Genomic DNA, 20,600 nt, shown 5'->3' on the forward strand with positions numbered 1-20,600 from the left:
GTGCTACTGCTGGGCCGCGGCGCGGCGGCGCAGTCGGCGTGCCGCCGCGACGAGGTTGCGCAGCGACGGTTCCAACTGCCAGTGGTGGCGAGTCTTGAGACCACCGTCCGGATTGGCCCACAACCGATCCAGCTCCACCGATTCGGCTGCCTCGGTGAGCAATTCGTCCAGCTCGTCGATGTCCGGGATCCGCGCCGAGCGGCTCTCGTACACACCCGGTCCGACACCGTGGGTCAGCGCGTGGTCCTTGATCGCGTCGAGAACCCAGCCGATGGACCGGGTCGCGACGATCGCGGTGACATCCGCGTCGAGCCGTTCGATCGCGTCGACCACCGACTGCTGCCCGGAGTACGTCAGATGGGTGTGGATCTGCGTTTCCGGTTTCGCACCGCCGGTGGCGAGGCGGAACGCGTCGACCGCCCAGTTCAGGTATTCGGTGCGACCGCGGTGCCGCAGCGGCAGCAGTTCGCGGATGGCCGGCTCGTCGACCTGGATGATCGCAATACCTGCCCGCTCGAGATCGGCGATCTCGTCGCGGATCGCCAGCGCGAGCTGATCGGCGGTTTCGTGCAGCGCCTGGTCCTGACGCATGTACGACCGGGCGAGCATCGTGACCGGGCCGGTGAGCATGGCCTTGACCGGCTTGTCCGTGAGCGACTGCGCGTAGGTGATCCATTCGACAGTCATCGGCTTCGGCCGCACGATGTCGCCGTACAGGATCGGCGGACGGGTGCACCGCGAACCGTATGCCTGTACCCAGCCGAAGTGCGTGGTGGCGAAGCCCTCCAGCAACTCGGCGAAGTACTGGATCATGTCGTTGCGTTCGTGCTCACCGTGCACGAGCACGTCGAGGCCGATGTCCTCCTGCAACCGGATGGTGGACTCGATTTCCTCGCGGATCCGCTTGACGTAGTCGTCGTATGAGATGCGGCCCTGACCGAGCTCGTAGCGGGCCTTGCGGATTTCGTCCGTCTGCGGGAACGACCCGAGGGTGGTCGCGGGCACCGGCGGCAACTGGCGTCGCTCCTGCGGCGCGGCGCGCCGCTCCTCGTCGGGTGCGCGCACCCGATGTTCGGGTTTGAGCGCGTTGATCCGGGCGCGGACGGTGTGCTTCTGCTTGAAATGCACCGAAGTCGGCGGCACCCGCCACTTCTCCTCGGCGCCGGTGGTCAGCGCCTTCGCGAGCGACACCACCTCGCCGACCTTCTGCTTCGCGAACGCGAGACGGTCGGCGACGTCACCGGGAATGTCGTATTCGACGAGCAGGTCGTAGGGCACGTGCAGCAATGTGCACGACGTCGACACGACGAGGTCGGGGGCGACCGCGGCGAGCGAATCGAGGTAGTCGAGGACGCGACGACGATCCGAACGCCACACGTTGCGACCGTCGACGACGCCCGCGTAGATGCGCTTGCGTTTGAGACCAGGCACCGCGGCCAGTTCCTCCGCGCTGATCTTTCCGTTGACCAGGTCGAGGCCGATGGCCTCGACCTTCGACGCGGCGAGGATCGGCAGGGCATCACCGAGGTGACCGTACGGTCCGGTGACGAGGATGCGCGGGCGCAGCGGTGCGTGCGACAACGTCCGGTAGGCACGTTCGAGCGCCGCGAGGTCGTCGGCGCTGCGGTCCTGCGTGAAGGACGGTTCGTCGAGTTGGACGCACGTCGCACCAGCCTTGGCGAGTTGCTCGAAGAGCTTCTCGTACTCGGGGAGCAGCGCGTCGAGCAGATCGAGTGTGGCGAAACCGTCCTGTTGCGAGGTCGGTGAAATCTTCGACAGCAGCAGCAACGAGACCGGGCCGAGCACGACCGGGCGTAGTTCGATGCCCTTGGCCTTGGCCCGTTCGAACTCGTCGAGCAGCGCGGCCGAGTTCAGACCGAATGTGGTGTTCTCGTCGAGTTCGGGCTGCCGGTAGTGGTAGTTGCTGCCGAACCAGCGCACCAGCTCCAGCGGCGGGAAGTCCTCGCGGCCGCGGCAGAGCGTGAAGTAGAAGTCGAGTGGATCGAGCTCGCCGACCAGGGGGCGGAAGCGCTCGGGGACCGCGCCGAACAACAGTGCGTTGTCCAGCACGTGATCGTAGTAGGAGAACGTGTTGCCGGGAACCTGCGTCAGACCGGTTGCCGCGAGTTCGCTCCAGGTGTCCTCTTGGATGCCCCGGGCGACCGCGACGAGCTCGTCGCGTGTGCCGGTGCCGTGCCAGTAGGACTCGAGAGCGCGCTTGAGCTCGCGGCGGGTTCCGATACGCGGGTACCCGAGAATGCTGGATCCGTAGCCGGTGGCGTTGCTGGCCATCTCGGAATCGACCTTTCCCTCCATGCACCTCGCGCCCGTGCACCGACAGTCAGTGCGAAGACTGCTGTCGGGCACGGGCGCCGAAGTGCGGTGTGGTGGTGCTACCTACTGCTTAGCCTGCCTTTTTGGAGGCACGACCGTTTTCGGCGTATTCGTAGAAGCCTGCGCCCGACTTCTTGCCGACGAGACCGGCCTCGACCATACGGAGCAGCAGCGGCGGCGCCGAGTACAGCGGCTCCTTGAACTCCCCGTACATCGAGTCGGCGATCGACTTGACGGTATCGAGCCCCACCAGATCGGTCAGCGCGAGCGGACCCATCGGGTGGGCGCAGCCGAGCACCATCGCCTTGTCGACGTCTTCCTTCGTCGCGAATCCGGATTCGACCATCCGGATCGCCGACAGCAGGTACGGCACGAGCAGTGCATTCGCGATGAAGCCGGCGCGATCCGAGGACCGGACGACCTGCTTGCCGAGCACGTCGGCGGCGAAGGCCTCGGCCCGCTCGGTGACCGTCGGGCTGGTCTTGAGGGTGGTGATGAGCTCCACGAGCGGGAGCACCGGCACCGGGTTGAAGAAGTGCAGGCCGATGACGCGCTCGGGGGCGCTGGTGGCGATGCCCAGCTTCATGATCGGGATCGACGAGGTGTTCGAGGCGAGCACCGCGTTCGGGTCCGTGACGATCTTGTCGAGCTCCGCGAAGATTTCGCTCTTGACCTTCTCGTCTTCGACAACGGCCTCCACGACGAGCTGGCGGTCCGCGAAGTCACCGAGGTCCGAGGTGAACCGGAGACGCCACGCGGCCTGCTCCCGTTCCCGTTCGGTGATCTTTCCGCTGCTCACACCCCGGTCGAGGGACCGGAGGATGCGGGCTCGTCCGGCAGCCGCGAGTTCGCGGGTCTGCTCGAACACCAGTACGTCGACATGAGCGCGCGCGCACACCTCGGCGATACCTGCGCCCATGATCCCGGCGCCGATCACGCCGACGCGCTGAATCTTTTCGCTGGTCACGTCAGCTCCTTCTCGTCATGTTGGGGTGGTCGTGGATTCGGTGGTACAGCCGGTCCGGCGGCATACCGCGCCGCCGGACCGGTTCGAGCGAGGTGAAGTCACCGCCGTGGGATATCCCGCGGCACCGGCTTCGGGTGGGCAGTTCCTAGTGGAACTGGCCCTCTTCGGTGGAGCCCTTCAGGGCAGCCGTCGAGGTGTTCGGGTCGACCGTGGTGGCGATGCGGTCGAAGTAGCCGGCGCCGACCTCACGCTGGTGCTTGATGGCGGTGAAGCCACGCTCCTCGGCGGCCTTGAACTCGCGCTCCTGCAGGTCGACGAAGGCGGTCATGCCCTGACGGGCGTAGCCGTGAGCCAGGTCGAACATGCCGTAGTTGAGAGAGTGGAAGCCGGCCAGGGTGATGAACTGGAACTTGAAGCCCATCGCGCCGAGCTCGCGCTGGAACTTCGCGATGGTCGCGTCGTCCAGGTGCGCCTTCCAGTTGAAGGACGGCGAGCAGTTGTACGCGAGGAGCTGGTCCGGGAATTCGCCGCGGACGGCCTCGGCGAACTTCTTGGCGACCTCGAGGTCCGGCACGCCGGTCTCCATCCAGATGAGGTCGGAGTACGGGGCGTAGGCCTTGGCGCGGGCGATGCAGGGCTCGATGCCGTTCTTGACGCCGTAGAAGCCTTCCGACGTGCGGGTGCCGTCGAGGAACTCGCGGTCGCGCTCGTCGACGTCGGAGGTCAGCAGCGTGGCGGCCTCGGCGTCGGTGCGGGCGATGACGACGGTCGGGACGTCGGCGACGTCGGCCGCCAGGCGAGCCGAGGTCAGGGTGCGGATGTGCTGCTGCGTCGGGATGAGCACCTTGCCACCGAGGTGGCCGCACTTCTTCTCCGACGCGAGCTGATCCTCCCAGTGCGAACCGGCGACGCCGGAGGCGATCATGGCCTTCTGCAGCTCGTAGACGTTGAGAGCGCCACCGAAGCCGGCCTCACCGTCGGCGACGATCGGGGCGAGCCAGTTGTCGACGGAGGTGTCGCCCTCGACCTTGGCGATCTCGTCGGCGCGGAGCAGCGCGTTGTTGATGCGGCGGACAACCTGCGGAACCGAGTTCGCCGGGTACAGCGACTGGTCCGGGTAGGTGTGGCCGGACAGGTTGGCGTCGCCGGCGACCTGCCAACCGGACAGGTAAATGGCCTTGAGGCCGGCGCGGACCTGCTGCACGGCCTGGTTGCCGGTCAGGGCGCCGAGCGAGTTGATGTAATCCTCGTTGTTGACGAGATCCCACAGGATCTCCGAGCCACGGCGAGCGAGGGTGGCCTCCTCGACGACGCTGCCCTGCAGCTTGACGACCTGCTCGGCCGTGTAGTTACGGGTGACGCCGTTCCAGCGAGGGTTGGTGTCCCAGTCCTTCTGGATTTCTTCAGCGGTCCGCGGGGTGCCGGTGGTCGACATCAAAGCTCCACTCTCTAGATTCGAATCCGCTCCGGATGTTCAGCAGTACGTACGTACGACTTCACATCCTTCGCGTGCCGTTCGGATGTACTACTAGACAATGGCACAGCCGAAAAAGGCCGTCTACCTGTAGCTAATGTAAATCTTGGCTAGGTTTCGCGGCGGCTTTGCAAAGATTGCGAACGAATGTGCGCCTGCCCGGCCGACACACCGCGACAGATTTGGTTACTCACCAGTAGCTCTACCTCGGCTTTCGCGACAGGCTCGGCGCGCGGGCGCCATGCCCTCCGCGCTCCGGATGCGGGCCCGCTCGCGCCCGAATACGAGACCGATGTGTGAGGCTTCACACCCACCAACTCCTCCGAACAGCGCATTTCCCCGCATCTGGATCGACCGAATTTGCAGAACCGGTCGTACTATGTCCCACGGCGACCAGATCGGGGCTGGACTCGTCGCGCATCGATGCTGCGCAACTGCTCGCGTCTCGCCCACACACACGAGCAGAGTCTCGCCCACACACACGAGCAGAGGAGGGGCCATTCTTTCCCCCACATCACGCGACATCATCGAGGCCACGTTGCCCGCCGTCGGAGCAAACATCGGCCGGATCTCCGAACGGTTCTACGAGCGCCTGTTCACCGCTGTGCCGCACATGTGCACGGATCTGTTCAATCGAACGAATCAGCGCAACCGGGAACAACAGAAGGCACTGGCCAGTTCCATCGCGGCGTTCGCCGGACTCCTCCTCACCGAGGAACCCGGAAACATCGACGCGATCATGGCCCGGATCGCGAACAAGCACGCGTCGATCGGCATCCAGGCCGGACACTACGAACTGATCCGGTTCCACCTGTTCGCCGCGATCGGCGAGGTACTCGGCGACGCCGTGACCGCCGAGGTCGCCGCGGCCTGGCATCAGGTCTACACCCTCATGGCGAACTCGCTGATCGCCCAGGAAGCGGCCCTGTACGACTCGGCCGGTGTCCCGCACGGACACGTGTGGCGGCTGGTGACGGTATCCGCGGTCGAATACGACGGCGCCGCGGTCGCAACCTTCGAAATACAATCACTCGACCAGAGCCCTCTCCCGGAGTTCCTTCCAGGTCAATACATTTCGATCTGCGTTCGACTCCCCGACGGAACCAGGCAGATCCGGCAGTACACCCTGGCGCGTGGCCGGATTCCGGGCGGATGGTCCGTCACGATCAAGAAGGTTCCGGACGGACTGGTCTCCTCGTTCCTCGCCGAGGCCGTGCGGCCGGGCACCGAACTGATCGTGTCGCATCCCTTCGGAAGTCTCCACGTCGACAGCGACAACACTCCGCTGGCCCTGATCTCCGCAGGCATCGGCATCACCAACACACTGACCGCACTGCAACACCTCGCCGACACCAATCCGCTGCGCCGCGTCGTCGCACTCCACGTGGACCATTCCCCCTACGACCATGCGCGCCGCGCCGACATCGCCGAACTCGTCTCTCGGCTGCCGAATTCTCGAATGAAAGTACGCTACAACGACTTCGAGGAGTTTCATGTGCTCGGCCGGTCCCCCGTCGACAACTTCGACATCCCGGCCGACACCGCGACCTACGTGTACGGACCGGTCGCGTTCATGCGGGCGGTGCGCGACGGCCTCGTCGCGCGCGGAATACCACTCGAGTCGATTCACTACGAAGCCTTCGCACCCGGGTCCTGGCTCGGGGTCGACCCACCTGTTCGGGTCACGTCGCGCCACCGTAATTAACACGTTGCAAACAGCTCTTTGCAAAGCCCCGCTTCTGGCCGTACGCTGGGCGAATGGCCAAGACCTTCGTGGGAGCCCGCCTGCGCCAGCTACGTACCGAGCGCGGACTCAGCCAAGCCGCACTCGCGAAGAACCTCGAGATTTCCGCCAGCTATCTCAACCAGATCGAACACGACGTTCGTCCCCTCACCGTTCCGGTCCTGCTCCGGATCAGTGAGGTCTTCGGCGTCGACACCACCTTCTTCTCGTCACAGGACGACACCCGGCTGATCGCCGAGATGCGGGAGGTCGCGCTCGACCAGGAGATGGGCATCGACGCCGACGCCCAGGAGATCGCCGAAATGGTCGCCGCCCATCCCGGTCTGGCCCGCGCGATGGTCAACATGCACCGCCGGTTCCGCAACACCACCGCCCAACTCGCCGCCGCAACCGAAGACCGGTACAGCGACGGCAGCGGCAGCGGCTCCATCACGATGCCGCACGAGGAAGTGCGGGACTACTTCTATCAGCGGCAGAACTACATGCACGACCTCGACACGTCGGCGGAAGAACTCGCGAACCGCATCCGGTTCCACCGCGGCGACGTCGCGGGCGAGATCGCCAAACGGATGGCGACCGTCCACGATGTGCAGATCGTCAAGCGCATCGACCTCGGTGAGAACATCCTGCACCGATACGACCCGGAGACCCGCACTCTCGAGATCGCCCCGCAACTGTCGGGCGGGCAGCAGGTGTTCAAACTCGCGATCGAACTCGCCTACCTCGAATGCGGCGACCTCATCGACAAGATGGTCGCCGACGGCGCGTTCACCTCCGACGCCTCCCGTGCGCTGGCCCGCCTCGGACTCGCGAACTACTTTGCGGCGGCAACCATCCTGCCGTACACACAGTTCCACGAGATCGCCGAAGACTTCCGTTACGACGTCGAACGACTGTCCGCGTTCTACGGCGTCAGCTACGAGACGGTCGCACACCGCCTGTCCACCCTGCAGCGTCCCAAACTGCGGGGCGTGCCGTTCTCCTTCGTCCGCGTCGACCGCGCGGGCAACATGTCCAAACGCCAGTCCGCCACCGGCTTCCACTTTTCGTCCAGCGGCGGAACGTGCCCATTGTGGAACGTCTACGAGACGTTCGCCTATCCGGGCAAGATCATGACGCAGATCGCGCAGATGCCCGACGGCCGTCGCTACCTGTGGGTCGCGCGAACCATCGAACGGCGCGCGGCCCGCTACGGGCAGCCGTCGAAGACGTTCGCGATCGGTCTCGGGTGCGAGATGCGCCATGCACATCGGCTGGTCTACGCCGACGGACTCGATCTCGACGATTCGAACCAAGGCACCCCGATCGGCTCCGGCTGCCGGATCTGCGAGCGGGTCAACTGCCCGCAGCGTGCATTCCCGCCGCTCGGCAAGGAACTCGACATCAACGAGCACCGGAGCTCGGTGTCGCCCTATCTCATCCGCTGACCCGCGGGTAACACCCCATTCTTCCGAGCGAGCGGTACATCCGGTCGATTGAACGAGACGAGCGATACATTCGCTCGGATGCCGGCGACCGCCGACACCTGTTCACGTGACGGAAACATCGAACATCCAATTGTCACAAGCAGATATACCCGCGCAACACCACCCCTTTACTGTTTGGCCGACGAATACAGCGCTGTATACGCGCCCGGATACACCGGGAACCGAGGCTTCTCATGTTCGAACGAAGGGGTATCTCCCATGCCACGTGCCAGGTCCACGTTCGCCACGCGTGCTGTCGCCGTCCCGGCCGCGCTCGCCGCCGCCGGTCTCCTGCTCACCGCGTGCGGCAGCAAGGCCGGTGACACCACCACCTCCGCGGCCGGCGCATCCTGCGTCGACACCTCCGGCGACACGATCAAGGTCGGCTCACTGAACTCGCTGTCCGGGACGATGGCGATCTCCGAAGTCACCGTGCGTGATTCGATCGCACTGGCCGTCGAGGAAATCAACGCCTCCGGCGGAGTGCTCGGCAAGCAGATCCAGGTCGTCGCCGAAGACGGGGCATCCGAACCGACCGTGTTCGCCGAGAAGGCCGAAAAGCTCATCAGTTCCGACTGTGTCGCTGCGGTATTCGGCGGCTGGACGTCGTCGAGCCGCAAGGCGATGCTCCCGGTGTTCGAGGACAACGACGCACTGCTGTACTACCCCGTCCAGTACGAGGGACTGGAGTCGTCGCCGAACATCTTCTACACCGGAGCGACCACCAATCAGCAGATCGTGCCCGCGCTGGACTACCTGAAGGAGAAGGGCGTCAAGTCCCTCTACCTCGTCGGCAGCGACTACGTGTTCCCGCAGACGGCGAACCGCATCATCCGCGCCTACGCCGACGCCAACGGTATCGAGATCAAGGGCGAGGACTACACCCCGCTCGGCTCGACCGACTTCTCGACGATCGTCAACAAGGTCCGCACCGCCGACGCGGACGCGGTGTTCAACACGCTCAACGGCGACTCGAATGTCGCCTTCTTCCGCGAATACGCCAATGTCGGACTGAAAGCCGCTGACATGCCCGTTGTTTCGGTGTCCATCGCCGAAGAAGAGGTCGTCGGCATCGGCGCCCAGAACATCGAGGGCCAGCTCACCGCGTGGAACTACTACCAGACGGTGGACACCCCCGAGAACACGGCGTTCGTCGACGCCTACAAGGCGAAGTACGGTGCGAACAAGCCGACCTCGGACCCGATGGAAGCCGCCTACACGTCGGTGTACCTGTGGAAGAACACCGTCGAAAAGGCGAACTCGTTCGCAGTGGCAGACATTCAGGATGCTGCCGACGGAGTCTCGTTCGACGCACCCGAAGGCACCGTCACCATCGACGGGGACAACCACCACATCACCAAGACCGCTCGCATCGGCGAGATCCGCGGCGACGGACTGATCTACACCGTGTGGGATTCGGGAACCCCGATCCAGCCGGACCCGTACCTCGAAAGCTACGACTGGGCCGCAAGCCTGTCCGGCAACTGAATCGGGCAGACCGGGAAACCGGCAAGGAGGGAGGCGCAATGGATATCGTTGTAGGACAGCTCTTCACCGGATTGAGCATCGGCTCGATCCTGTTGCTCGCGGCGCTGGGTCTGTCGTTGACGTTCGGCCAGATGGGCGTGATCAACATGGCCCACGGCGAGTTCATCATGGCCGGTTCGTACACCGCATATGTGGTTCAGCAGGTGGTGTCCGCGGCCGGGGTCTCGCTGCTGATCTCCCTGCTCGTCGGTTTCCTGGTCGGCGGCGTGATGGGCGTACTGCTCGAAGTCACCCTCATCCGCCGCATGTACCATCGTCCGCTCGACACCCTGCTCGTCACCTTCGGTGTCGGCCTGCTGCTGCAACAGGCCGCCCGTGACATCTTCGGCGCTCCAGCCGTCAATGTGGTGTCCCCGCAGTGGCTTACCGGTGGGGTCGAGATCCTCGGCGCGGTGATTCCGAAAACCCGACTGTTCATCCTCGCACTCGCCGTCGTGTGTGTCGTCGCTCTGATCGTGACGATGAAGCACACCCCGATGGGCCGGCGTATCCGCGCCGTCGTCCAGAACCGCGACCTCGCCGAAACGGTCGGTATCTCGAGTCGACGCACCGACATCACCACCTTCTTCATCGGCTCCGGACTCGCCGGTCTCGCCGGCGTCGCGCTGACCCTCATCGGCTCGACGAGCCCGACGATCGGCCAGTCGTACCTGATCGACGCGTTCCTCGTCGTCGTCATCGGCGGCCTCGGCCGCATCGAGGGTGCCGTGATCGCCGCGATCGCACTCGGCCTGCTCAACTCGTTCATCGAATACTCCACCACCGCCTCGATCGCGAAGGTCATCGTCTTCGGAATCATCGTGGTGTTCCTGCAGATCCGCCCGCAGGGTCTGTTCGCGGTCAAGACAAGGAGCCTGGTCTGATGTCCGTACTCACCCGGCCCGGGCCGGCCCGCGTCTGGGCGGGATTCGCCATCGCCGCCCTCGTACTGTTCGGTCTCGCCCCCGCCGTCCTGTCCGACTTCCGACTGAACCTGCTGGCGAAATTCCTGTGCTTCGCGATCGTCGCCGTCGGCATCGGTCTCGCCTGGGGCCGCGGCGGGATGCTCACCCTCGGCCAGGGCGTGTTCTTCGGTCTCGGCGCCTACATGATGGCGATGCACCTGAAGATCGCCGACGCCGAACTACGCGGCGACACCGTCCCGGATTTCATGCAGATCGCGGGCATCCGGGAACTACCCGCGTACTGGGTGCCGTTCACCTCACCACTGGTGACGTTGCTGGCCATCGCGGTGGTACCGGCGATGCTCGCGCTACTCCTCGGCCTCGGCGTGTTCAAACGTCGCGTCAAGGGCGCCTATTTCGCGATCCTGTCGCAGGCGCTCGCGGCGGCCTTCGCGATCCCGCTCATCGGTCAGCAGAGCACCGGAGGGTCCAACGGACTCAACCGGTTCCGCACGTTCTTCGGCTACGACCTGTCCGATCCGGTCAACAAGCGAATGCTGTTCTTCATCGTCGCGGCGATCCTGCTGCTCGTCGTCGCCGCGACCCGCCAACTCATGTACTCCCGCTACGGCGAACTGCTCGTCGCGGTCCGGGACCAGGAGGAGAGGGTCCGCTTCCTCGGCTACGACCCGGCGAACGTCAAGGTCGTCGCGTACACCGTCGCCGCGTTCTTTGCCGGAATCGCCGGCGCGATGTTCGTGCCGATCGTCGGGATCATCTCACCCGCGGACATCGGAATCGTGCCGTCCATCGCCTTCCTCATCGGTGTCGCGATCGGCGGTCGCACCACCCTGCTCGGTCCTGTCCTCGGTGCGATCGGCGTCGCGTGGGCCCAAACCACCCTGTCCGAGAACTTCCCGTCCGCATGGACCTACTCGCAAGGTCTGTTGTTCATCGTCGTCGTCGGGTTCTTCCCGGCCGGCATCGCCGGACTCGCCGCGCTGCGGCGCCGCACTCGTACCCGCGGCGGAGCAGACACCGGCACCGAAAAGCCCGAAGCCGACCCCGAACCGACCGCCGAGAACACCGAGATGGAGCCGGCCCGATGACCGAACCCACGTTCGGCGGCAACGCCGGAATGTCCAGCCAATACCTCGAAATCCGCGACCTGCGAGTGCAATTCGACGGCTTCACCGCCGTCGACGGTGTCGACATGACGCTACTCCAGGGCGACCTGCGGTTTCTCATCGGCCCCAACGGCGCAGGCAAGACCACCCTGGTCGACGCGATCACCGGCCTCGCCCCCGCAACCGGATCGGTCACCAAGTCCGGGGTCGAACTGCTCGGCAAGAAGGTGCACACGATCGCGCGGCTCGGTGTGGGCCGCACATTCCAGACCGCGTCGGTCTTCGAGGAACTCACCGTCCTCCAGAACCTCGACATCGCCGCCGGAGCGGACCGCAGCGCGTGGCAGTTGCTGCGACGCCGCAAGGACGTGCTGCCGCAGATCGAGGAGGCCCTCGACACCATCGGTCTGGGGTCCCACCGCGACACACCCGCCGGAATCCTCGCGCACGGTCAGAAGCAGTGGCTCGAAATCGGCATGTTGCTCGTGCAGAACGCCGACGTGTTGCTCCTCGACGAACCCGTCGCCGGCATGAGCCACGACGAACGCGAGGAGACCGGCCAGTTGCTGCGCCGCATCGGCGCCCAGCGCACCGTCGTCGTCGTCGAACACGACATGGACTTCATGCGGGCGTTCGCGACGTCGGTGACGGTGCTGGCGCGCGGCAAGGTCATCGCCGAGGGCACCGTCGAAGAAGTACAGAACGATCCGCAGGTCCAACAGGTCTACCTGGGCACCGCAACCCTGGAGGAGGCGAACTGATGCTCGAACTCGTCGATGTCCGCACCGGATACGGACGCACCGAGATCATCCACGGTGCGACGATCACGGTCCCCGCGGACGGGGTCGTCGCGGTGATGGGCCACAACGGCGCCGGGAAAACGACCCTGCTGCGCGCCGCCGTCGGACTGCTGCCGGTGACCGCCGGAACGATCCTCCTCGACGGCGAGGACATCACCGGCCTGCGTCCGGCCGCACGAGTGGCCCGCGGGCTCGCCTACGTGCCGCAGGGCCAGCAGTCGTTCGGTCAGCTCACCTGCGCCGAAAACCTGCAGGTGGTCGCGGACGGACGCAAGAACGGCAAGGCCCTGATCGCCGAGATGCTCGATCTGTTCCCGGCGCTGGTTCCGCTGCTGGATCGGCGCGCGGGCCTGCTGTCCGGCGGTCAACGTCAGCAACTCGCGATCGCCCGCGCCCTGATCACCCGGCCGCGCATGCTCATCCTCGACGAGCCCACCGAAGGTATCCAGCCGTCGGTGGTCGCGGAAATCGAGAAGACCATCGTGGATCTGAGCCGCCGCGGCGATCTCGGGGTGTTGCTCGTCGAACAGCACATCGGTTTCGCGCTCGACAACGCCCGCCACTTCTACGTACTCGAATCGGGGCGGATCACTACCACCGGTGACGGCGGCGCGGGCTCGGCCGACCTCGTCCGCGCGACGATGGCGATCTGATGACGACCGGAACCCACCGCGATCGCGTCTACCGTGCGTTGCGCGACGACCTGATGTCGGGACGGATGGGACCCGACGACCGACTCGGTGAGGAACGTCTCGCCGCGCTCTACGGGGTGTCGCGCACCCCTGTCCGCGAGGCACTCGCACGTCTGGTGTCCGACGGTCTCGTCGAACGGCGCGACCACTACTTGTTTCCGTATCGCCCCCGGTTCGACGATCTCGCCGACCTGTACGAACTGCGTATTCTCCTCGAAACGCACGGGATCCGGCGGGCCATCGACGATCCCGGTATCCGGCACGACCCGGACGTCCTCGGTCCCGAACTCGACCGCTGGTATGCCCGCCGCACGGACCTGCCCGAACCGGACGCCGGGTTCGTCGTCCTCGACGAGCAGTTCCATCTCGTGCTGCTCGCGGCGTCCGGCAGCGCCGCGCTCTGCGATTCCCTGGCGTCGGTGAACGCGAAGGTCCGGCCGGTGCGGATGTTCGACTACCTGACACCGGACCGGATGGCCGCGACCGTGGAGGAGCACATCCTAGTCGCCGAGTTGCTGCTCGACGGCCGGCTCGAGGACGCGCATCGGGTGTTGCTGGACCATATCGACACCTCCCGCACCGTCGTGATCCGGCGGGCAGAACAGGCCCGCACCCTGGCGCGGCTGGCACACGCGGTGCGGGACTGATCGGATCCGCGGTCCTGCCCAATCCATGAAATCGTCTTCCTCACCGAGGTTTTACCGTAGGAAACCGGACGGAAACAACTCCTCCCTAGCGTATACAGCGTTGTCGACAGAGCCGTATACCGCACGCGGACAACCACGTCGGGTCGCGCGGCTTCCCGCGCCACCAGCGGCCGACCAGAAGGAGCCTGCAGTGACATCGGGTTTCGATACCCTCCTCATCGCCAACCGAGGCGAAATAGCATGCCGCATCATGCGTTCCGCGCATTCACTGGGACTCAAAACAGTCGCCGTGTACTCCGACGCCGATGCGTCCGCTGCACACGTCGAACTTGCCGACGTCGCCGTCCGGCTCGGGCCCGCCCCGGCTGCGGAGTCCTACCTGCGTGCCGACCTGGTCATCGACGCCGCGCTCGCGACCGGTGCCGGTGCGATCCATCCCGGATACGGATTTCTATCCGAAAACGCGCACTTCGCAACAGCATGCGAGGACGCGGGTATCGCGTTCGTCGGTCCGACGCCCGAGCAGCTGCGCGTGTTCGGCGACAAGCACACCGCCCGCGAGGCAGCCCGGGCGGTCGACGTACCACTCGTCGCGGGTACCGGACTGCTCGAATCGCTCGACGACGCTCTCGCCGCAGCTGAGATGATCGGCTATCCGGTGATGCTCAAGGCCGTCGGTGGTGGTGGCGGGATCGGTATGCAGGCATGCCATTCCGCCGGAGACCTTCACGGAGCGTACGAGCGGGTCCTGCGACTCGCCGCGGCGAACTTCTCGTCGACCGGGGTGTTCCTCGAGCGGTTCGTGGCACACGCCCGGCACGTCGAAGTCCAGGTGTTCGGCGACGGGCACGGCCGCACCGTCAGCCTCGGCACCCGCGACTGCTCACTGCAGCGCCGCAATCAGAAGGTCGTCGAGGAGGCTCCCGCACCGAACCTCCCCGATACCATCGTCCGTCAGATCCTCACGTCTGCACGAGCTCTCGCATCGTCGGTGGACTACCGTTCCGCCGGAACCGTCGAGTTCGTGTACGACACGGTCCGTGGTGAAGCATCGTTCCTCGAGATGAACACCCGGCTTCAGGTCGAGCATCCGGTCACCGAGGAGGTGACAGGCGTGGACCTCGTCGGGTGGATGCTGCGCCTGGCAGGCGGTGAGGACTCCCTGCTCGACGCCGTCCCCGACGAGGGGCCACCGATCACCGGGCACGCCGTGGAAGCCCGCGTGTATGCGGAAGATCCCGGCCACGACCATCGGCCCAGCCCGGGCCTGCTCACCCACGTCGAGTTCCCCGCCCACACCCGGGTGGAGTCGTGGGTGGACACCGGCACCGAGGTGAGCCCGTACTACGATCCGATGATCGCGAAGATCATCGTGCACAGCGAATCTCGAAGCACAGCGTTCGCGGCGCTCGCCGACGCGCTCGACGACACCCACCTGTACGGCGTGCAGACCAACCTCCCGCAGCTCCGTCGCGCCTGCACCGAACCCGACGTGCTCGCCGCCGCACACACCACCGCCACGCTGGCATCCGTCCCCGCGACCGCGCACCGCATCGACGTGCTGCGCGGCGGAACGATGACCACGATCCAGGATCATCCGGGCCGGATCGGTTTGTGGGAGGTCGGGATTCCCCCGTCCGGACCCATGGACGACCTGTCGTTCCGGGCCGCGAACGTCGCGGTGGGCAACGGGCAGGGCGCACCGGGCCTCGAGTGCACCCTGCAGGGGCCTCGTCTCGCCTTCTCCGAGGCATCGCTCGTGTGCGTCACCGGCGCCCCCACCGCGGTGACCCTCGACGGCAACGAGGTGCCGCTCTGGGAACCGATCACGGTACCCGCCGGGTCGGTACTCGACATCGGCACTCCGCTCGACGCGGGTCTGCGCACATACGTCGCGGTGCGCGGCGGACTCGACGTGCCGCTGTTCCACGGCAGCGCGTCGACGTTCACGCTCGGCGGATTCGGTGGTGTCACCGGGCGCGCCCTCGCTGCCGGCGATGTCATCGGGATCAATGCGTGCACAACGGAATCAGAGGCGGTTCCGGTTCCTGTGGAGAACCGGCCCGAGTTCACGCACACCTGGCATCTCGCGGTGACGGAAGGCCCCCAGCCGGCACCGGCGTACTTCACCGCAGCCGACATGCAACAGTTCTACGACACCACGTGGTCGGTGCAGACCCACGCGAACCGCACCGGAATCCGACTCGACGGACCGAAGCCGGCGTGGTCGCGCAGCGACGGCGGCGACGCGGGGCTGCACCCGTCGAACCTGCACGACAACCCGTACAGCGTCGGCGCGCTCAACGTGTCCGGCGACACCCCGATCCTGCTCGGACCGGACGGCCCGAGCCTCGGCGGATTCGCCTGCCCGCTGACCGTCGTGGCCGGCCACCGCTGGAAACTCGGCCAGATCCGGCCCGGCGACGCCGTTCGGTTCGTCCCGGTCACCGACGACGCGGCAATCACGCTGCGCACCAGTTCTCTCCGCGGCATCGACATCCCACCCGTCGATCGTTCCACCGCCTCGGACGGTGGCCACCTCGGCCGTGCCGAATCGCTCGGCGACCGCCCCGAGGTGGTATACCTGCGCGGCGGCGACGACAACATTCTCGTCGAGTACGGCGACATGGTCCTCGATCTGGGACTGCGGATGCGGGTCCACGCGCTGTCGGAGGCGCTCGCCGCCCTGCGTCCGGCAGGCATCGTCGACGTCACCCCCGGAGTCCGGTCGCTGCACATCCACTTCGATCCCGACGTGCTGCCCCAGCATCGGCTTCTCGGAATCCTCCAGGATCTCGAAACCGACCTCCCCGCGACCCACGATCTGGTGGTGCCGAGCCGCACGGTCCGACTGCCACTGTCGTTCGACGACCCGTCGATCACCGAGGCGATCTCCCGCTACCGAAGCGGCGTCCGGGACGAAGCGCCGTGGCTGCCGTCGAACACCGAATTCATCCGGCGCATCAACGGATTCGACTCGGTCGAGCAGGTTCGCGACACCGTCTTCGACGCCGAATACCTCGTTCTCGGTCTGGGTGACGTGTATCTCGGTGCACCACTGGCCGTTCCGCTCGATCCTCGGCACCGGCTGGTCACCACGAAGTACAATCCGGCACGCACCTGGACACCGTCGGATGCCGTCGGTATCGGCGGTAAGTACCTGTGCGTGTACGGCATGGAATCTCCCGGCGGCTACCAACTCGTCGGCCGCACCGTGCCGATCTGGTCGGGCTACCGGCAGTCGGCGCCGTTCGAGAACGGCATACCGTGGCTGCTGCGATTCTTCGACCGCATCGTGTGGGAGCCGGTCACCCCCGCGCAACTCCTCGAATACCGTGCGGCGTCCCGCGCCGGGCGGTTCGACGCCGATATCGAGGACGGTACCTTCGCCCTCGCCGACCACCTGCGCTTCCTCGAGGACAACGCCGGTTCGATCGCCGAGTTCGATGCCCGCCAGGCTGCCGCGTTCGCCCGCGAACGGCAGGCGTGGCAGGACGCCGGCGAGTTCGACCGCACCGAATCGGCGCCGACCGAGATCACCGCACCCGTCGACGACATCCTGTCCGGGCTGCCGGACGGATGCACCGTCGTGGAGTCGTCTCTGGTCGGGAACGTGTGGCGGGTCGAGGTGTCCGAAGGGGACACCGTCGGTACCGGCACCACCACCGTGATACTCGAAGCGATGAAACTCGAAATGCCGGTCCAGGCCGACTGCCCGGGCACCGTCCTGAAAGTTCTCGTCGCGCCCGGCGTCAAGGTCGCGCCGGGCACCCCCCTCCTCGTGATCGGACCCGCCGCATGACCACCCCTGTCCGCACCACCGCTGTCCGCACCACCGCAGCAACCGATCGGGTGCTGCGCGCCCTCGACCGCATCGAGGAGGTCGACCGGCCCGAGGTCTGGATCACCCTGCGCGACCGCGGCGCGCTGCTCGCCGACGCCGCCGACGTCGACGCCCGACTCGCGGCCGGGCAGTCGCTGCCACTCGCCGGACTGACGGTCGCGGTCAAGGACAATGTGGACGTCGCCGGGCTGCCGACGACAGCCGCCTGCCCCGAATACGCCTACCTCCCGGACACCACCGCGTCGGGCGTCGCACGGCTCGTCGAAGCCGGTGCGGTGGTGCTCGGCAAGACCAACCTCGACCAGTTCGCGACCGGACTCGTCGGCACCCGCAGCCCGTATGGTGCGGTGCGCTGCGCGTGGGATCCCGAACGGGTATCGGGCGGTTCGAGTTCCGGGTCGGCCGTGGCGGTAGCACTGGGCATCGCCGATATCGGGCTCGGCACCGACACGGCGGGGTCGGGCCGGGTTCCGGCCGCCCTCAACGGGATCGTCGGCATCAAGGCGACGCTCGGGGTGATCCCCACTCACGGGGTGGTGCCCGCGTGCGTCGACTACGACTGCCTGACCGTATTCGCGGCGTCCCTCGATGTGGCCGCATCGGCAGCGGCGGTCATGGCGGGTCCCGATCCGCGCGATCCGCGTAGTCGCGGGTGGCCGGCCGACGTGCCGTTGGCGGCCGGGTCGACGATCCGCGTCGCGGTTCCACGCCCGGACGACCTGGCGGCGCTGTCCCCGGAGTACCGCGCCGCGTTCGACGCGACCGTGCGCGACGCACAGCAATCCGGTGTGCAGGTCACACACGTCGACATTTCCCGACTCCTCGACGCGGCGGCACTGCTGTACGACGGTGCGGTGGTCGCCGAACGATATGCCGCGGTCGGGGCGTTCCTGTCGTCACCGCGGGCCGGTGCCGATCCGGTGGTCGCGGCGATCGTCGCGGCGGCGAAGACCCCGGCCGCGCACGAACTCGTCACCGACCTCGACGTACTCACCCGGGTCCGCGCCCACGCACTCGACCTGCTCGCCGATGTCGACGGGTTGCTGTTGCCCACCACCACCGAGCATCCGACGATCACCGCGGTGCAGGCCGATCCGGTGGCCGTCAACCGCAGAATGGGGACCTACACCAACTTCTGCAATCTGCTCGACATGGCAGCGGTCGCCGTGCCCGGCCACTCCACCGAGTCGGGCGCCCCGTTCGGTGTCATGGTGGTCGTGCCCGCCTTCGGCGACCAGGTGGCGATCGACATCGCGGCCCACCTGACCGGAGTTCCGTCACCCGACTTCGTCGGCGCCGGAGTCGAACTCGCAGTGTTCGGCGCGCACCTGCGCGGGCAGGCCCTGCACTTCCAACTCGAGGATCTCGGAGCCCGGTTCGCCCGGGAGATCCACACCTCCGACGCGTACCGGCTCGTCGCCCTGAACACCACACCGGCGAAGCCCGGTGTCGTGCGCTACGGTCCCGGCGAGGGCGCCCCGATCGTCGGCGAGTTGTTCCGGATATCGGAGGCCGGTCTCGGCCGGTTCCTCGCCGCGCTGCCCGCGCCGATGACGCTCACCTCCGTCGAACTGTCCGACGGGCGGCACGTCGTGGGGTTCGGTTGCACGCACGATGTCGTCGCCGATGCCGTCGACATCACCGAACACGGCGGGTGGGTGGCCTACCTGCAGTCACGGGTCGTGTCAGACTGACCGGCATGACGCCCCGCATCACGCCCGGACGGTTCCGTCGGCTCGGCCCGGTCAACTGGATCGCCTGGCGGGTCCTGTCCGTCGCGGCCGGCACCTCGGACGCGCACCTGTTCAGCACCCTGGGCCGCGCCGGCGGGCTGTTCCGGGGATGGCTGCACTATTCCGGCACACTGATGCCCGGCGGCAAACTCCCCCGCCACGAGTCCGAACTCGTGATCCTGCGTGTTGCGCATCTGCGTGGCTGCGACTACGAGATGGACCATCACGTGCGGCTCGGCCGTCGGGCGGGGGTGACGGCGGAAATCCTGCAGCGCGTCATCGAGGGGCCGAGCGCCGACGGGTGGAGCGCGCGGCACCGCGCACTGCTCGGTGCCGTCGACGAACTGGTCGCGACCAACGACCTGGACGACGCGACGTGGTCGGCCTTGGCCGAGTACCTCGACGACCGTCGCATGATCGAGTTCTGCCTGCTCGTAACGCAGTACGACGGCCTGGCCACCACGATCGGCACGCTGCGGATCGAACGGGACTTCGGGGCGTCGAATTCGCCCACCGATCCCGAATCCGCCCCTCCCGCAGGGTAAGCAGATTCGTATTCACCGCGTCGATCCGCGGGCGACTGCCCGATCGAATCGCTGCGCGACAATCTCGAACCGCGACAGGTCGGCCCACGTCCAGCGGATGACCTCGAAACCGAGGTCGCGCACGGCGTCCTCGCGAAGTTTCTCGGCGACCAGGTCGCGGCGGTCGGTGTATTTGCCTGCCCCGTCGAACTCGCCGACCACCCCGTGTTGCGTCCAGAAGAAGTCGAGGCGGACGCGTCGGCCGTCGCGCAGCACGATCGGATACTGCAGCACGGGACGTGGCAGTCCGCCCTCTGCGATCCGCAGTCGCGACAGCGATTCCCCGGGACTTTCGCTGCGCGCGTCGAGGAACGGCACAACTGCTGCGGCCCGCGCGATCCCGCTGCGGTGCCTGGCCGACGTCACTGTCGCGGGCAGCAGATCCAGGGTGGCCGGGTGGTTCCGCAGCGCCGAGTCGCCGACGACCACTGTCTGATCCCGGGGAAGAGTCCGCGCGAGATCCACGACGGTGCGCGCCGGTGAGGTGAGAGCGATACCGTCCACCTCGACGACGTCGCCGTCCGCCCAGGTGGTCGCGTGCACGTGCAGGTGGGTGCTGCGGCGTCCGTGCGGACCCGCACGGGAGACATGCACCCGCCCGAGGTCGATGTTCCACACGTCCAGGTCCAGGAGGATGGCCGCCGAGACATGGCTGATCACCGCGCCGGGCGGCAACGTCGCGGCGACGTGCCGCGCCCGCACGCGGTGCCGTCCAGCGCCGTCCAGCCGGTCGTGATCGGCGCGCCGCAGGTACAC

Annotated in this window: 15 protein-coding genes; 11 read left to right on the forward strand and 4 right to left on the reverse strand. The window is 66.7% G+C overall.

Going from position 1 to position 20,600, the window contains the following annotated elements; all coding sequences use genetic code 11:
* Positions 1 to 3 precede the first annotated feature (3 nt).
* From metE to aceA, 3 genes are all read right to left on the reverse strand, one after another.
* Positions 4 to 2,292 (reverse strand): 5-methyltetrahydropteroyltriglutamate--homocysteine S-methyltransferase, encoded by a 2,289-nt coding sequence (metE, locus tag WAX14_RS01620; protein ID WP_422626351.1) that lies wholly within the window; start codon positions 2,290 to 2,292, stop codon positions 4 to 6.
* A gap of 112 nt (positions 2,293 to 2,404) precedes the next feature.
* A complete protein-coding gene (locus tag WAX14_RS01625) occupies positions 2,405 to 3,301 on the reverse strand; it encodes a 3-hydroxybutyryl-CoA dehydrogenase (protein WP_422626352.1) in 897 nt (298 codons plus the stop codon).
* Positions 3,302 to 3,446: 145 nt separating this feature from the next.
* On the reverse strand, positions 3,447 to 4,736 hold the full coding sequence (gene aceA / locus WAX14_RS01630; RefSeq protein WP_422626353.1) for an isocitrate lyase: 1,290 nt from the start codon (positions 4,734 to 4,736) through the stop codon (positions 3,447 to 3,449).
* A 577-nt stretch (positions 4,737 to 5,313) separates the two neighbouring features.
* Here aceA and WAX14_RS01635 point away from each other — a divergent pair.
* The 11 genes from WAX14_RS01635 (at position 5,314) to WAX14_RS01685 (ending at position 19,805) form a co-directional block, all read left to right on the forward strand.
* On the forward strand, positions 5,314 to 6,480 hold the full coding sequence (locus tag WAX14_RS01635; protein ID WP_422626354.1) for a globin domain-containing protein: 1,167 nt from the start codon (positions 5,314 to 5,316) through the stop codon (positions 6,478 to 6,480).
* 53 nt (positions 6,481 to 6,533) lie between these two features.
* Complete coding sequence (ramB, locus tag WAX14_RS01640) at positions 6,534 to 7,946, forward strand: acetate metabolism transcriptional regulator RamB (RefSeq protein WP_422626355.1); 1,413 nt, start codon at positions 6,534 to 6,536, stop codon at positions 7,944 to 7,946.
* 258 nt (positions 7,947 to 8,204) lie between these two features.
* Positions 8,205 to 9,473, forward strand: coding sequence for an urea ABC transporter substrate-binding protein (gene urtA, locus WAX14_RS01645; protein WP_422626356.1), 1,269 nt, complete (start codon positions 8,205 to 8,207; stop codon positions 9,471 to 9,473).
* A 38-nt stretch (positions 9,474 to 9,511) separates the two neighbouring features.
* Positions 9,512 to 10,396, forward strand: a complete 885-nt coding sequence (gene urtB / locus WAX14_RS01650) for an urea ABC transporter permease subunit UrtB (protein ID WP_422626357.1) — start codon at positions 9,512 to 9,514, stop codon at positions 10,394 to 10,396.
* On the forward strand, positions 10,396 to 11,526 hold the full coding sequence (gene urtC / locus WAX14_RS01655; protein WP_422626358.1) for an urea ABC transporter permease subunit UrtC: 1,131 nt from the start codon (positions 10,396 to 10,398) through the stop codon (positions 11,524 to 11,526). Before urtB ends, urtC begins: the two co-directional genes overlap by 1 nt.
* Positions 11,523 to 12,305 (forward strand): urea ABC transporter ATP-binding protein UrtD, encoded by a 783-nt coding sequence (urtD, locus tag WAX14_RS01660; RefSeq protein WP_422626359.1) that lies wholly within the window; start codon positions 11,523 to 11,525, stop codon positions 12,303 to 12,305. The genes urtC and urtD overlap by 4 nt, the downstream gene beginning before the upstream one ends.
* The gene (gene urtE, locus WAX14_RS01665; protein WP_422626360.1) at positions 12,305 to 12,997 is read left to right on the forward strand and encodes an urea ABC transporter ATP-binding subunit UrtE; all 693 of its coding nucleotides are present in this window, start codon (positions 12,305 to 12,307) and stop codon (positions 12,995 to 12,997) included. The genes urtD and urtE overlap by 1 nt, the downstream gene beginning before the upstream one ends.
* Positions 12,997 to 13,683, forward strand: coding sequence for a GntR family transcriptional regulator (locus WAX14_RS01670; protein ID WP_422626361.1), 687 nt, complete (start codon positions 12,997 to 12,999; stop codon positions 13,681 to 13,683). Before urtE ends, WAX14_RS01670 begins: the two co-directional genes overlap by 1 nt.
* A 190-nt stretch (positions 13,684 to 13,873) precedes the next feature.
* Complete coding sequence (uca, locus tag WAX14_RS01675; protein ID WP_422626362.1) at positions 13,874 to 17,485, forward strand: urea carboxylase; 3,612 nt, start codon at positions 13,874 to 13,876, stop codon at positions 17,483 to 17,485.
* A complete protein-coding gene (gene atzF, locus WAX14_RS01680) occupies positions 17,482 to 19,221 on the forward strand; it encodes an allophanate hydrolase (protein ID WP_422626363.1) in 1,740 nt (579 codons plus the stop codon). Before uca ends, atzF begins: the two co-directional genes overlap by 4 nt.
* A gap of 5 nt (positions 19,222 to 19,226) precedes the next feature.
* Positions 19,227 to 19,805, forward strand: a complete 579-nt coding sequence (locus tag WAX14_RS01685) for a carboxymuconolactone decarboxylase family protein (RefSeq protein WP_422626364.1) — start codon at positions 19,227 to 19,229, stop codon at positions 19,803 to 19,805.
* A 12-nt stretch (positions 19,806 to 19,817) separates the two neighbouring features.
* On the opposite strand, the gene WAX14_RS01690 is transcribed toward WAX14_RS01685, so the two are convergent.
* Positions 19,818 to 20,600: hypothetical protein (locus WAX14_RS01690; RefSeq protein WP_422626365.1), on the reverse strand; the 783-nt coding region annotated here is incomplete at its 5' end.

The sequence above is a fragment of the Rhodococcus sp. (in: high G+C Gram-positive bacteria) genome, from assembly GCF_049299235.1.
GTDB lineage: Bacteria > Actinomycetota > Actinomycetes > Mycobacteriales > Mycobacteriaceae > Rhodococcus.